Genomic DNA, 14,665 nt, shown 5'->3' with positions numbered 1-14,665 from the left:
TCTCTTCACCTACCATTATAGAACTAAATTGATTATTTACAGTAAAAATACCGATTCCAGCTATGAAATCGGCATATAGATCAATTAAAGTGCTTTCTTAATTCCGAGAATACTTGCTCGGCAATAATTAGCTTCCCATATTCCTCAACACGATGAATGGTTGCTTGCGCTTCTTCCCCATGTTCAAGGATGATGCTTAAATAATTATCCACATCATTTTCATCAAACTCTTCCTCAGAGAATTCAACAAACAAGTAATACTTACCCTCAAATGAATAGAATTTAGTAGTAAGGACATCTAACGCTTCCCGTTTTGACAATCCAATTACGTCTTCAAAATCTCTAAAGGTAATTAGGAACTCAAGGGGTTCATCAAAGGAATAATCGTCCTCATCTGGTCTCTTATGGTTAAAGTGTTGATCTAGTAACTCTTCTATTTTCTCATCAACTGGAAGATCTTTCAGTTTTTCATCTGGAACAGGAAGCTCAAATTTCTGTCCATCTTTTGATAATTGAGCTTTCGTTACTAGAACCTCCAAACCTTTATCTAATGCTTGCACTTGAATCCACAAAGGACCTTCAACTAAGAAATCCTCTTCTTCGTGAACTTCATCCATCATTTCCCAAAAGAGTTCTTCACTTCTTTCCCGATTATACCAGATCTCTTCACGGTCAAAGCCTCTCTCTTCTATGTCACCATAGGATATATAAAATTTTACTGTATGATCGTTAATGCGTTCAATTTCCATCAAGAAATCTCTCCCTTCTGATTTAAGTTGAAGGGACTAAATACCCCCTGCACCTGAGTTAGTAAAGTTACGTGAAATTGTCGTAACATTCAGTTGGGATATCCCCTTATGTCACAAGATAAGTAAGATCTTGCTTACCTTGTACTTTTACTTTTATTTTATGACAAAAAGAGGATAAAGGGAAATAAAAATACCTATTTACGAAAAAACAATTATATGCCTATATCTCAACTGATATTCCCTGTATTTTATCAGAATCCTTTTCAACTCACAAATATTGAAACTGTATTCTTTAGTTGTGCATATAATCTGTTCATTTCTTGAACATAATTCCCTTGAATGAAAAGAAGCCAATAGAGAACAGAAACGCAGGGCAACTTGGTCAGGTTAGGAGCCATGCGAAGGATGAATAAGCACTTATCAATATTGAATAAATTTGATACCTTCCAAAGCAATAAGAAAAGACCTCCGCTATGAATAACGAAGGTCTCATTTGTTAGTTAACTAAACGCTGTGCTTCACGAAGCTGGAATGTACGCACCTTTCTTGGAAGAAAACGGCGAATTTCATCTTCGTTATAACCAACTTGTAATCGTTTCTCATCAATGATAATCGGACGGCGAAGCAATCCTGGATTATCTTTAATCAGCTCAAACAGGTTTTGTAATGGTAATGTTTCTAAGTTAACATCCAGTTTTTGGAATGTTTTAGATCTGGTAGAGATTATTTCATCTGTTCCATCTTCTGTCATACGTAAAATTTCCTTAATCTCTTCAATTGATAAGGGCTCAGAAAAGATGTTTCTTTCTGTATAAGGAATTTCATGTTCTTCAAGCCAAGACTTAGCTTTTCTACATGATGTACAACTTGGTGAAGTGTATAATGTGACCATTTACAAATTCACACTCCCTTAAAATTATCAAATATATATACTGTATGCATATATAAGTTAATTGTAAATTAAAATTACTTTAATTAAGTAATTTATATTGATTATTATACACTAACTCTGACCAAAAAGGTATCTTTTTTTCAATTGACGATTTTTAGTTCAAATCTCTTATAAATAATTATTTCAAATAGTTTCTGGTGGAAATGAAATAACAACTATTAGTGTCAATGAAATAAATAGCCTCACTACTTGGTCATTACTATTATAGACGTTTGAGATAAAAAAAAGTTTCATTTTTTCTTTTGGATTTTTATTATTTTTTTATTATTGAGGTAATCTACGGAAAACCTTATCTATTTGAAAAAAGTGGCTACCATTTATATACCCCTTTTACTATGAAAAAAACCTGCTTTTCTTCAGTTTTATTCTCAATTACCTATTTGGTAGTGAAAACGCAAACATGGAACAAAACCCAAAGCAGCAACCCCATCTCCAGCAAACAACGTAGATGGGGTTGCTGCTAAATGTGGGTATAGAGATGAATTCACTTCGATACATTTTATATTTCCCATAAAAAAACTGTAGGCATCTCGATTGGTAGCGAGCGCCTACAGTTTGGTATGAATTGAACTTACAGTTTGCCTAATAAGTCCTCGTTATCGTGGTCTTTCTCATATGTTAATACTTCTTCAACTGGCTGATAGGATGCCCCATAGAAGTGCTTGTCACGGTACGTATGTATTAATTCATACGTTTGCTTCATTCCCTCATAGATTACTTCTTCGGACTCGTTACTTGGGGACCAATATAATATTTCCATCGCATTTATTTCATTTGTTGCAAGAGATCGTCTTCGATACCCAATCGATTGAGCATGTTCAAATCCTTCTCTTTTATAGAAATGCAATCGCTTTTCTGAATCTGAATCCTCATAATCAATCGGCTCTACTTCTAGAATGATGGGCTTTCCCTTTTCTTTTAATTTCGTGATTAGCTTATGTCCAAGACCTTGACCTCTTGATGCCTTTGATACAAATAAATAATCGATAAACACAAATTGATCTAGTTCAGCATACATCAATACGTGATGTTGTCCTTCGTCCTTATGATAAATTTCTGAGCGTTCCTTTAAAAGCGTCTCCATATGCTCTTTTGATTTCATTTCCTCTACTGGAAAGTATTGATTTAACTTCTCATACCAATGCATAAAATAACTCCTTCGATTTTAATTCCAACCGATAAGCACCCAGCTTTCTTTATCCAGCCATATACTGACACTATAGATATGAAAAAATTTCTCATCAACGGAAGTATTTGTTTATTTTCCCCTTTTAATACATGTTCACTTCTTTTAAAATAAGGTTAAGGGGATTTTCATTCAGATGTATCACAGATTTCCTGTGAAAAAGAAAGATGGAGGTTTATCAAATGGTTGGTTACGTAACAGATCTAACAATTGTTGCCTTGCTTGTAATTGGCTTCACAGCATTTTTAGGCGTTTTTACAAACGGAATCGGAGAAAAACTATTCGGTGGCAAACGAAGAACCGAATTTGTGGATCAGTCTGAACGTTTTCAAACTGGCTGGAAAAGCGTTGGTGGGAAAAAGAATTAATTATTTATTTCCCTATTATTAATAATACATTATGTAAATATTGTGTCAAATAAAAAGCCGCTTATTAAGAAAGCCTTCTATTAGATTATAGAAGTACTTTTTAAATAGGCGGTTTTTTGTTTGGGAACAATAACTTTTTAAAAATTTACTTTTTTAAGAAAATTTTAATGGTATTTTTAATCAAATTATTGTATGATAATAAAAAGAATTTCAATATTCGAAATACAAAGTCGTTTTTCAACTTGGTTAGTTCATAGGATTTATCTATTTTTTTAAAAAGTTGCTTACAAAAAGCTAGACTAACCATAAATAGAAAAACGATCTCAATTATTGAGATCGTTTTTGTTTAACTTTTGTATTGCGCTTTATATTGTTGGAACTCTTTTTCTGAGCATAGAACAAAGTGTCCTGGTGAAACTTCACGCATCTCAACTTGTTCGTTATCCGAGTAATTGTGTACGTTTGGATCGTAGCTCTTTCTTTTACGGGTACGCTCTGTATCCGGATCTGGAAGTGGGATAGCTGATAATAGTGATTGAGTATATGGATGCAGTGGATTTTTGTATAAATCTTCTGCAGGCGCTAGCTCAACCATTTTTCCAAAATACATTACCCCGATACGATCGCTGATGTATTTAACCATTGATAGATCATGGGCAATAAACAAATATGTTAACCCTTTTTCACGTTGAAGCTGCTTCATTAGGTTAACAACCTGAGCTTGAATTGACACGTCTAGCGCAGAGATTGGCTCATCCGCAATGATGAATTCAGGTTCTACTGCCAGTGCACGTGCGATTCCAATCCGTTGTCTTTGCCCACCAGAGAACTCATGTGGGTAACGGTTCGCATGCTCTTTATTAAGACCTACTGTTTCAAGCAACTCATATACACGTTCCATACGTTTCTTTTTGTCTTTAGCTAAACCATGTATGTCAATACCTTCTGCAATGATATCAGCTACTGTCATACGTGGGTTTAAAGATGCATATGGATCTTGGAAGATCATCTGCATTTTGCGGTTGAACTTTTTTAATTCCGATGTAGATTTTTTTCCGTGAACATTTTCTCCATCAAATATTACTTGACCATCTGTTGCATCGTAGAGGCGAATAATTGTACGACCAGTTGTAGATTTTCCACAACCTGACTCACCAACTAGACCAAGTGTTTCGCCTTTGTAGATATCAAATGTTATACCATCAACAGCTTTAACCATATTTGGTCTTCCTACGTTAAAATGCTGTTTTAAATTTTTTATTTCAAGTAATTTTTCTGCCATGATTATTTACCCTCCTCAACTAAAATAGGCTTTTCAAAGTTAGAGGATAATTGACGAATACGTTTCTTAACTGACTCTGGTGGTTCAACATTTGGTGCATCTGGATGAAGAAGCCATGTTTTAGCAAAATGAGTTTCAGAAATTTGGAACATAGGTGGTTCTTCTTCAAAATCAATTGCAAGTGCATATTTATTGCGGGCTGCAAATGCATCACCTTTTGGTGGATTTGTTAAATCTGGCGGTGTACCAGGTATTGCAGCTAACTCTTCTTCATCTTCATTATCTAAGCTTGGCATTGATGCAAGAAGGCCCCATGTATATGGGTGACGTGGATCATAGAAAATTTCATCAACCGTACCCATTTCAACGATTTGGCCAGCATACATAACAGCTACACGATCAGCAACGTTAGCAACAACTCCAAGGTCATGTGTGATGAAAATAATTGATGTATCCATCTTTTCTTGAAGATCTTTCATTAATTCAAGAATTTGAGCTTGAATCGTAACGTCGAGTGCAGTTGTAGGCTCATCGGCAATTAATAGCTTGGGACTTGCTGCTAAAGCAATGGCAATCATTGCACGTTGTCTCATACCACCTGAAAATTCATGTGGATATTGATTAACACGCTTTTCCGGCATTGGAATTCCAACTAAACGTAGAAGCTCTGTTGCACGTTCTTTAGCTGAAGTTTGAGACATATTTTGGTGCTTAATTAGTACTTCCATAATCTGCTTCCCAATTCTCATAGTTGGGTTTAATGAAGTCATAGGATCCTGGAAAATCATACTTATTTCTTTACCGCGGATTTTTTCCATTTGCTTATCATTTAATGGAACAATGTCTTTTCCTTCAAAAAGGATTTGACCTCCAGTAATCTTTCCTGGTGGCATCGGAATTAGCTTCATTATCGTTTGAGATGTAACACTTTTACCAGAGCCCGATTCACCAACAATTGCAAGTGTCTCACCTTTATGAAGATCAAAAGATACACCGCGTACAGCTTGTACCTCGCCTCCATAAGTTTGGAATGAGACTTTTAAATCTTTTACTTCTAGTAATTTTTTCATGTTCTCACTCCCTATTTACGTAGTCGTGGATCTAATGCATCACGAAGTCCATCACCAATAACATTAAAAGCAAAGATCGTTAAGCAAATAAATGTCGCTGGGAAGAATATTCGCCATGGATAATATCTTAAAGCAGGAATACCTTCGGAAGCCATTGTTCCCCAACTAGCTAACGGTGGTGTAAGACCTAGTCCTAAATAACTTAAGAACGCTTCTGTAAAAATGGCAGAAGGAACAGTTAATGTCATTGTTACTAAAATCGGTCCCATTGTGTTAGGAATCAAGTGACGCCCCATAATTCTTGAAGTAGAAGCACCTAATGTGCGAGCTGCTAAAACATACTCTTGCCCTTTAAGAGATAAAACTTGTCCACGAACAATACGTGACATGTTAATCCAACCGGTAATGGTCATCGCAAGAATCATTGTACCAAGTCCTTGGCCTAATACTACCATTAATAGGATTACTAATAGTAGGTATGGAATTCCATATAAGATATCTGCAAAACGCATCATTAATTCATCAACACGTCCGCCCTTATAACCTGAGATTCCTCCCCATAGGACTCCGATTGTAAAATCGATAAGTGCTGCTGCAACACCAATGAATAAGGAAATACGTGCACCTTCCCATACACGAGTAAACACGTCTCGTCCTAAATCATCCGTACCAAACCAATGCTCGGAAGATGGTGCTTTATTCGTATTCGTTAGGTCATTCGTCTTATAATCGTACTCCGTCATATACGGTCCAAAAATAGCCATAAATACGAGAAGAGCTAATAAGACAATTCCAAACATCGCAAGCTTATTTTTTCTAAAACGGATAGAAACATCTTTCCAGAAAGACAAACTCGGTCTAGAAATTTTTTCAGCATCCGACTGCTGTGAACCAACTATTTTAAAACGATCATTTGTCATTTTATCCATTGTTTACTCTCCTTTCTTCCCGCCAGCTAGTTTTATTCTTGGATCAATTAATCCATAAGCAATGTCGACAAGGAGAATAGAAGTTAATAGGATGATACTATAGAATACGGTAACACCCATGATAACAGTGTAATCACGGTTTGAAATACTCATTACAAAGTGTGAACCTAGTCCTGGAATACCGAAGATTTTTTCGATTACGAAACTTCCAGTTATAATCCCCGCAGATAAAGGCCCCATGTAGGATACTACTGGTAGCATTGCATTACGAATCGTGTGTTTAACTGTAATTGTACCTTGACTTAGTCCCTTTGCCTTAGCCGTTTTGATATAGTCATTACTTAGTACTTCAAGCATGCTTGAACGCGTAAGACGGGCAATAAAGGCCATCGGCGTTGAAGCTAGTGCAAGTGCAGGTAGGACCGTATGCATAAACGTCTCCCAGCGAGCAACCGGGAATAATTGGAGTTTGATTGCAAAGAAATATTGCAAAACAGTTGCCATAATAAATGAAGGGACTGAAATACCCATAACAGCAATAATCATAGCTGTGTAATCCTGCCATTTATTATGTTTCATTGCAGCAATAACCCCAAGAAGTACCCCTATTGCAACAGCAATAAAGATTGCTTCAAGACCTAAAATTAAAGAAACCGGGAAGCCATCTGATATTAAATCATTAACTGTTCGTGCTTTATATTTAAATGATGGACCAAAATCCCATTGAACAATCTTTAATAAATATTCTCCGTACTGCACATACCAAGGCTGATCAAGTCCATAGTGGGCATTTAAACTTGCCTGTATTTCAGGTGGAAGTTGTTTTTCAGATGTAAACGGGTTACCTGGTGCCAATCTCATGAGGAAAAATGTTGTTGTTACAATTAAATATAGCGATATAAGCATGTACAACAACCGTTTACCTATATACTTAACCAATGGATACACCTCCAAATTTTAGTAAAAGCTTTTATTCAGAAACGAAGGTATATGAGCGCGAGCCCATATACCTTGTTATTATTATTGAGTATTCAATTGTGGGTTACTCAGCAATATATGCCCACTTTAATTGAATGTCACCAAGACCTGATACTACTGCATCTGTTAGCTTTTCGTTTTGTACCCAAGTATTAGTGTAGAAGTAAATTGGTGCTACTGGCATTTCATCAATGAAAATTTCCTCTGCATCTTTTAACATTTGCTTACGCTTTTCAGGGTCAGCTTCTGAAGCAGAATCAATTAACAATTGCTTGAATTCTGGATGTTCCCAGTTTGTATCGTTATTTCCGCCTTTTTTATCACGGAAAAGCTCTAGGAAGTTGATTGGATCGTTGTAGTCACCTAACCAACCCATACGTCCGATTTGATAATCACCAGAATGTAATTTATCAATATAAACTTTCCACTCTGCGTTATCAAGAGTTACTTCTACTCCAAGATCTTTAGCCCACATATCTTGAATTGCTTGTGCAATCTTTTGGTGAGCTTCACTTGTGTTGTAAGAAAGGTTAATTGCTGGTAATTCAGATGCACTTGATAGACCCATCTCTTTTAATCCAGCTTCTAAAAATTCTTTAGCTTTTTCTACATCATGATCTGCAAAGTAACCTTTTTCGTTCTCAGCCATCATGGATGGAGGAACAGCTGCCATTGCAGGAATTTGTCCACCTTGAGTAATGTTCTCTACGATCGCTTTACGATCAATAGCATAAGCTAATGCTTTACGAATGTTTTTGTTATCTAAAGGCTTTTGCTCAGTGTTAAATTTATACCAGTAAGTACCAGCGATTGGCTGAACGTTTAACTTACCTTCATCTTTAAGCTGTGGAAGAACGTCAGTTGGTAGTGTACCGAATGGAGAACCAGCCCAACTTAATTCACCGTTATCAAACATAGAAAGCTCAGTGTTTGGATCATTAATCATGAACATTTCAATACGCTCAAGCTTTACTGCTTCTGCATCCCAATAATTTTCGTTCTTTTCTAAAACGATTTTATCTGAGTGAGACCATTCAGACATTTTGAAAGGTCCATTTGATACATATGATTCACCAGCATCTGCTGCCCAATCAGGATTTTCCTGAGCAACTTTGCTGTTTACAGGAAAATATGTGTAGAATGCTGTAAGTTCTAAAAAGTACGGTGTTGGATTTTCAAGAGTAACTTCTAACGTTTTTTCATCTACAGCTTTTACAGCTACATCATCTAGAGAACCTTCGCCAGTATTTGCAGCTTGAGCTCCTTTGATATAGTAAAGCTGATAAGCATATTGTGATTCATTTGCTGGATCTAATGCCCATTTCCAAGCATAAACGAAGTCTTCTGCTGTTACAGCGTCACCGTTTGTCCATTTTGCATCACGTAATTTAAACGTATACGTTTTTAAATCTTCAGAAGGAGTGATTTCCTCTGCCATAGCAGGTTGAGGTTTTCCATCTTTATCGATACGAGTTAATCCTTCGAAAGTTTGAAGTAATACTCCACCTGAAGTTGCATCGTTTGCTAATCCAGGGTTTAAAGAGAAAGGCTCAGTATTAATGTTAACTGCGATTTCTTGTGGTACGCTTGACTTTTCAGTATCGTCCCCACCTTTGTCTCCTTCCTTAGCATTGTTATCTCCACCGCTACAAGCAGCTAAGAACATGCTAAGAACTAACAACATGCTAAAAAAGATCGATAATCTCTTTTTCACAATTTTTCCCCCTTTTATATTCTTTACAACAAACGCTTTTTACATTTGTACACCTTTTTAAAACAAATGTCCACTACGAGTATATTCTTTCAATAATCTGTCAATTCTAGTTATAGGAATTTACTGACTATTGAACTTACAAAAAAATAAGTTCATATTCTTAAAGATTACCTTCTATTCTGACAATTTCAGGTACTTTAATATGTACTCTATAAACTTACTCCTCTGTAGGATTTGAATGCTGTATCGTAGTTATACATATGCATTTTAAGTAATTGTTACAATTTCGTAAAAATTTCGTTTGTTACATTCATTATAAATACTTTAAATGTTTATTGCAAGTGAGTTTTCAATGCATAAAATTACTATTCTAGTAAAAACATTATGCAATCCTGCATTTTTACTAGGTTTTATGAAATTTAAACATTTCGAAATTTTTATCAAATAACAAAAGATTTTGTCGAATAATAACTCACTTTCTTACGTTATTTATTTAACACTTTAACAGGGAGAAATTCAACTCTTTTTTCATTAATTTCTTGATTTTATTGTCCGTTTGTTATATTTTAGAAGTAATTATATTATTTTAGGCAATGAAAAAGAGTAGTACATTTATTAATTTGTTTTAGAGAGCTTGTGGTAGGTGTGAACAAGTACAAAGATAAATGGAATGGACTTTCGAGCCCTAGGCAGGAAATGTTATTTCTCAATAACAAATTATTCCCTAGCGAATCACCTTCCGTTACAAAGGTGCCCTATTACAATTTAGGGAGTAAGAGACTCTTTTCTCAAGAGTAAATAGGGTGGCAACGCGGAGCATTCGTCCCTATTTTGTTAGGGGAATGGTCTTTTTTTTTATGGGTAATTTTTATCAAATGTAGTTGTCAAACACAATACTAGTGGACGAATATAGCTGTTAGTTACTCTAGACTCTCTATGATCTACCATTCGTCTTATGTGAAATTCAATTTATGGTTTCGTCTTTCATGCATTAATTCACCTACTATCAAGTGTAAATCTTCTATTATAAGGTGAAGCTGATATTAGATCGGGACCGGTAATACATTTAATAGGAGGAAACGAAAATGAAAACCATCTTTTCTGGTATTCAACCAAGTGGTGTAATTACTTTAGGTAATTACATTGGAGCAATGAAGCAATTTGTAGAATTACAAGATGAATACAATTGTTATTTCTGTATTGTTGATGAACATGCAATTACGGTGCCACAGGAGCGATTACAGTTGCGGAAAAATATTCGCAGCTTAGCGGCTATGTACCTTGCTGTCGGTATTAATCCGGAGAAAGCAACACTGTTTATCCAGTCGGAAGTTCCTGCACATGCTCAGGCAGGTTGGATGATGACATGTGTTTCTTATATTGGAGAACTTGAAAGAATGACACAATTTAAAGATAAATCTGCTGGTAAGGAGGCAGTATCTTCAGGTTTGTTAACATACCCACCTCTTATGGCAGCAGACATTTTATTATATAATACAGACTTAGTACCTGTTGGAGAAGACCAAAAGCAACATTTAGAATTAACTCGCGATTTAGCTGAAAGATTTAATAAAAAGTATAATGACATTTTCACCGTACCTGAGGTTCGTATTCCAAAGGTAGGTGCACGAGTGATGTCCTTACAAGAACCGACTAAAAAAATGAGTAAATCTGATCCGAACCAAAAATCTTTTATAACCCTTCTAGACGAGCCAAAGCAAATCGAAAAGAAAATTAAAAGTGCTGTGACAGATTCTGAAGGTATTGTGAAGTATAATAAAGTGAATAAGCCAGGCGTATCAAACCTCCTATCTATCTATTCTATCTTTACTAATGAAACAATAGAGAGTTTAGAACAAAAATATGAAGGCGTTGGATATGGGGAATTTAAGGCTGATCTTGCTCAAGTAGTCATCCATGAAATCGAACCGATTCAAAAGAAATACTATTCATTGATGGAGTCAGAAGAACTTGATGAAATCCTCGATAAAGGCTCAGAAAAAGCAAACTTTGTAGCTAGTAAAATGGTGAAAAAAATGGAAAATGCAATGGGGCTAGGGAGAAAGAGACGATAATTTTAGTTTTGAATTTGAAAATTCACCTCTAAGTGTAAAGCAAAAGGAGCTGAGATTTCAGCTCCTTTTTAGTTTACCTTTGATCCATTTTCAAGCTCCCAAAGCTTCTCAAAAAATGGCTGTCCCTTTATAATATTTTCACAAAATGTTTCATGCTTATCTGTCCAACCATACTTCAACTCACTATATAGGTGTGACCATGCCTCAGTAAATTCCATTTGTTGGATATGAGAGTACCTTTCGGGACACCATTCAGTATACCAATACCTTACTTCTGCCTCGTTTGTGGATGAATGCAATTGGTCTAATGCCATAAACAATAACTGCTTTAATTGTCTTTCTTTTCTTGTTAATCCGCTCATTAATTCAGGTTCAGGAGATAAAATGTGGAAGTCCTTCCCTTTTTCTCCTTTAAAGGAATATTTCCCAGCTTCATGATTTTCTAACATCTCGTATACTAATTGCTCCTGCCTTGGTATTAGTCTACTTTTCCGTATTGGAATATTGTAACCTATTGTGTCAATGGCTATAATGCCTGTCCCATCTGATATAACAAAGCAGTAATCTAACTGAATTCTTTCATGATTTTTTCGTAAATACGCTTTTTGGAAAATGTCGTCCATAAGTTGTTGTGGTAATTCCGCTAAGTCGTTCTCTATGTAGTTGAATAGTATGGTTTCTACTTTTATGAGTGGCACTTGATCAAGTAATTCAACGCCATCATCCTTTCTCCACTCATGGAACGGACACACATTATATCCATTTTCTTCTCCTTCAAACCAATTAACCCAAACATCATGAAGATAAAGCATGTTATAACCCCCACTTCAACAAACTATTTTGTCTCTCAGTATGGGCAGACACAAGTAAATTTATTCCTATTTTGATACGTTATCCCAAAAAACTGACTATTCTTCGCCTTTACTTGGAAAGTATATACTCGTCCATATAATGAATATACCCGCAGGGAGAAGATAGCATTCGATTCGAGAAGAAATAAATTCTAAATACTCTAAAAATCCATGCCCTGTTGTTAACAGGTTTAAATAGGCAACGGTACTTACTCCCCCCGAGACAGCGATTCCAAACCCTGTAAATAAAAGGAATATTCGAATAATCATGTTAAATTCCTATGTCCTATATTTTTTACATAGAATAGCATTATGAACATCTCCTCTAAAACTTGTCCACTTTTTTCTATATATATGAGTGTCTTGCTACAATATGAGTGTGTGAAAAAAAATACTAGTTAAATTGTCCATATTAAATAGACATATCAGATAAGAAAAGCTCTTTATGCTCTATTAAATTATTAACCTTAGAGAAAGAGCAGAACTAGTGAAAGTGCACAAATGCAGAGTAATTAATATGGAAAAATATGAGTATTTGAACGATTACTTTCCCCCCATCTATTACATAAATTTTCGCACAAAAGAAAAACCCCCGTTTTTAGGGAGTTATCTTTTTAACGATTTGATTTTGGATTAAATGCATCTTTTAACCCTTCACCGATAAAGTTAATAGAAAGAATAGTCATCGTTAATACCGTTGCAGGTGGAATCCAAATCCACCATTTGCTTGTTAGAACATCTGGGCTTCTAGCATCTTGTAACATGTTCCCCCAAGTTGGAATATTCATTGGAACTCCAAATCCTAGGAAACTAAGCCCTGTTTCCGCAACAATCATGGCTGCTAACGTAATCGTAGCTTGTACGATAATCGTAGACATAACATTAGGTAATAAGTGTCTGACAATCGTCTTGGTAGAAGAACATCCTATTGAAATCGCACTCATAATGTATTCATTCTCTTTTTCAGCCATTACCTTACTTCGTACGATACGTGCTGTACCTGTCCAGCTTAGAACACTGATTACAAAGATTAGTGTACCAGTACTTGATTCTAAGAAAATAGACTGTAATACGATAACAAATAATAAGAATGGGAAGTTCATGATAAAATCTGTGAATCTCATTAGTGCGTTATCAACCCATCCACCAAAGAAACCAGCTACTGCTCCAACAATTGTACCTAATGTGATAACAGAAATGGTGATAGAGAATGCAAGCATTAATGATGTTTTACCACCATGTAGGGTTCTTGCAAATACATCTCTTCCAGACTTGTCTGTACCTAAAAAATGGTCCGAAGATGGCTCTTTTCCAATTTGTGTTAAGTTAATCTTTGCAGTTTCTTCAACAGGCATTGTTAGAGGCTCTGCAAAAATTGACATAAACGTAATTGTTATCAAAAAGAGTAAGCTAGCCATTGCGATTTTATTCTTAAAAAACTTTCGGCGGGCGAGAGCCCATGGTGATTGGCTTTTTGGTGGCTTCGGTTTCTCCACCACAGATGTGGTATTCGTTTGTGTTACTGGTTCCATACTCTCACCTACCTAACTTAAGCGAATTCGCGGATCTACTAAACCATATAGTATATCAGCTACAAGATTTCCGATTAGAGTTAAGATCGTCAACATCATTGTGATTGCCATCATAACAGAATAATCACGAGAATTTACTGATTCAACGAACAAATACCCAATACCCGGATAAGTAAAAATCGACTCGGTAATAATTGCTCCACCTAAAAGGTTGGCAATGTCAAATCCTAATAATGTAACGATTGGAATGATCGAATTTCGTAAAATATGCTTATTATAAATCGCTGATTCCTTCGTACCTTTCGCTCTTGCTGTACGAACATAATCTTTGCGAGAGCTTTCAATCATATCATTTCGTAAAAACTGTGTATATGCTGCTGTTGCCATCGCACCTAACACGATTGCAGGCAAAACGGTGTGCTTTGCTTTACTGATAAAATACTCAATTGTGCCGGCTTCTACCCCAGTACCGATACTTCCACTTGCTGGTACCCAGCCTAGCTTAATAGCAAAAATATAAATCGCTACTAACGCAGCAACAAAGCTAGGAATTGCTAGAGCTAAATAGTTTAAACCTGATATCAAATAATCTCCTATTGTATATGGAAACCTTCCTGAGAAGCGCCCCATCAAAAATGCTAAAATGTACGTGATTATTAATGCGGATATCCCTAAAATAATCGTATTCGGTAAACGCTGACCGATCAATTCCATTACAGGTTGTTTATGAACAAATGAATCACCAAAATCTCCTTTGACCACACCAGACATCCAGCGGAAATATTGAACAGGAATTGGGTCATTTAATCCCATCTTCTCTCTCATCTCTTCAATATATTCTGGGTCAGAATTTAGTGGGTCTATCTTTCCAGATAGGGCATCCCCTGGCATAAGCTTTGCCAGGGTAAATACCACTACTGAGATAAGGAAGATAATGGGGATCATACCTATGAGTCTTCGAATTGTGTACTGTAGCATA

14 protein-coding genes and 1 other annotated feature are annotated in these 14,665 nt (G+C 35.8%); of the genes, 2 read left to right on the top strand and 12 right to left on the bottom strand.

The features are described 5' to 3' along the window. Positions 1 to 80 precede the first annotated feature (80 nt). The 3 genes from mecA to LS684_RS06160 form a co-directional block, all read right to left on the bottom strand. Positions 81 to 749, bottom strand: a complete 669-nt coding sequence (gene mecA, locus LS684_RS06170) for an adaptor protein MecA (protein WP_233810741.1) — start codon at positions 747 to 749, stop codon at positions 81 to 83. A gap of 496 nt (positions 750 to 1,245) precedes the next feature. Continuing rightward, positions 1,246 to 1,641 (bottom strand): transcriptional regulator SpxA, encoded by a 396-nt coding sequence (gene spxA / locus LS684_RS06165; RefSeq protein ID WP_233810740.1) that lies wholly within the window; start codon positions 1,639 to 1,641, stop codon positions 1,246 to 1,248. 631 nt (positions 1,642 to 2,272) lie between these two features. Further along, positions 2,273 to 2,848 carry a GNAT family N-acetyltransferase gene (locus LS684_RS06160; protein ID WP_233810739.1) on the bottom strand — a complete coding sequence of 192 codons (576 nt, stop codon included), beginning with the start codon at positions 2,846 to 2,848 and terminating at the stop codon, positions 2,273 to 2,275. Positions 2,849 to 3,069: 221 nt separating this feature from the next. Between LS684_RS06160 and LS684_RS06155 the strand changes: the two genes are divergently transcribed. Then, positions 3,070 to 3,255 (top strand): hypothetical protein, encoded by a 186-nt coding sequence (locus tag LS684_RS06155; protein ID WP_233810738.1) that lies wholly within the window; start codon positions 3,070 to 3,072, stop codon positions 3,253 to 3,255. A gap of 346 nt (positions 3,256 to 3,601) precedes the next feature. Here the strand turns inward: LS684_RS06155 and LS684_RS06150 are convergent, their stop codons facing one another. The 5 genes from LS684_RS06150 to LS684_RS06130 all read right to left on the bottom strand — a co-directional run bounded on the left by LS684_RS06150 (position 3,602) and on the right by LS684_RS06130 (position 9,228). Further along, the gene (locus LS684_RS06150) at positions 3,602 to 4,537 is read right to left on the bottom strand and encodes an ABC transporter ATP-binding protein (protein WP_233810737.1); all 936 of its coding nucleotides are present in this window, start codon (positions 4,535 to 4,537) and stop codon (positions 3,602 to 3,604) included. Positions 4,538 to 4,539: 2 nt separating this feature from the next. Next, complete coding sequence (locus LS684_RS06145) at positions 4,540 to 5,607, bottom strand: ABC transporter ATP-binding protein (protein WP_233810736.1); 1,068 nt, start codon at positions 5,605 to 5,607, stop codon at positions 4,540 to 4,542. An 11-nt stretch (positions 5,608 to 5,618) separates the two neighbouring features. After that, positions 5,619 to 6,536 (bottom strand): ABC transporter permease, encoded by a 918-nt coding sequence (locus LS684_RS06140; protein ID WP_233810735.1) that lies wholly within the window; start codon positions 6,534 to 6,536, stop codon positions 5,619 to 5,621. A gap of 3 nt (positions 6,537 to 6,539) precedes the next feature. Beyond that, a complete protein-coding gene (locus LS684_RS06135; RefSeq protein WP_233810734.1) occupies positions 6,540 to 7,475 on the bottom strand; it encodes an ABC transporter permease in 936 nt (311 codons plus the stop codon). 103 nt (positions 7,476 to 7,578) lie between these two features. Then, a complete protein-coding gene (locus LS684_RS06130) occupies positions 7,579 to 9,228 on the bottom strand; it encodes a peptide ABC transporter substrate-binding protein (protein ID WP_233810733.1) in 1,650 nt (549 codons plus the stop codon). Between the two features lie 584 nt (positions 9,229 to 9,812). After that, positions 9,813 to 10,059: a binding site (T-box leader), on the top strand. 254 nt (positions 10,060 to 10,313) lie between these two features. Here LS684_RS06130 and trpS point away from each other — a divergent pair. Continuing rightward, positions 10,314 to 11,303: a tryptophan--tRNA ligase gene (trpS, locus tag LS684_RS06125; RefSeq protein WP_233810732.1), complete on the top strand. Its 990-nt coding sequence runs from the start codon at positions 10,314 to 10,316 to the stop codon at positions 11,301 to 11,303. A 68-nt stretch (positions 11,304 to 11,371) separates the two neighbouring features. Here trpS and LS684_RS06120 read toward each other — a convergent pair whose 3' ends face one another. From LS684_RS06120 to opp4B, 4 genes are all read right to left on the bottom strand, one after another. After that, positions 11,372 to 12,115, bottom strand: a complete 744-nt coding sequence (locus tag LS684_RS06120) for a YjbA family protein (RefSeq protein ID WP_233810731.1) — start codon at positions 12,113 to 12,115, stop codon at positions 11,372 to 11,374. Between the two features lie 96 nt (positions 12,116 to 12,211). Further along, entirely contained in the window at positions 12,212 to 12,424 is a 213-nt protein-coding gene (locus LS684_RS06115; protein WP_233810730.1) for a YuzI family membrane protein, read from the bottom strand. A 344-nt stretch (positions 12,425 to 12,768) separates the two neighbouring features. Then, a complete protein-coding gene (gene opp4C, locus LS684_RS06110; protein WP_233810729.1) occupies positions 12,769 to 13,686 on the bottom strand; it encodes an oligopeptide ABC transporter permease in 918 nt (305 codons plus the stop codon). A gap of 12 nt (positions 13,687 to 13,698) precedes the next feature. Then, positions 13,699 to 14,664: an oligopeptide ABC transporter permease gene (opp4B, locus tag LS684_RS06105; RefSeq protein ID WP_233810728.1), complete on the bottom strand. Its 966-nt coding sequence runs from the start codon at positions 14,662 to 14,664 to the stop codon at positions 13,699 to 13,701. Between the last annotated feature and the right edge of the window lies 1 nt (position 14,665).

Source organism: Cytobacillus spongiae, from assembly GCF_021390075.1.
This window is presented reverse-complemented; position numbering and strand designations above follow the sequence as displayed.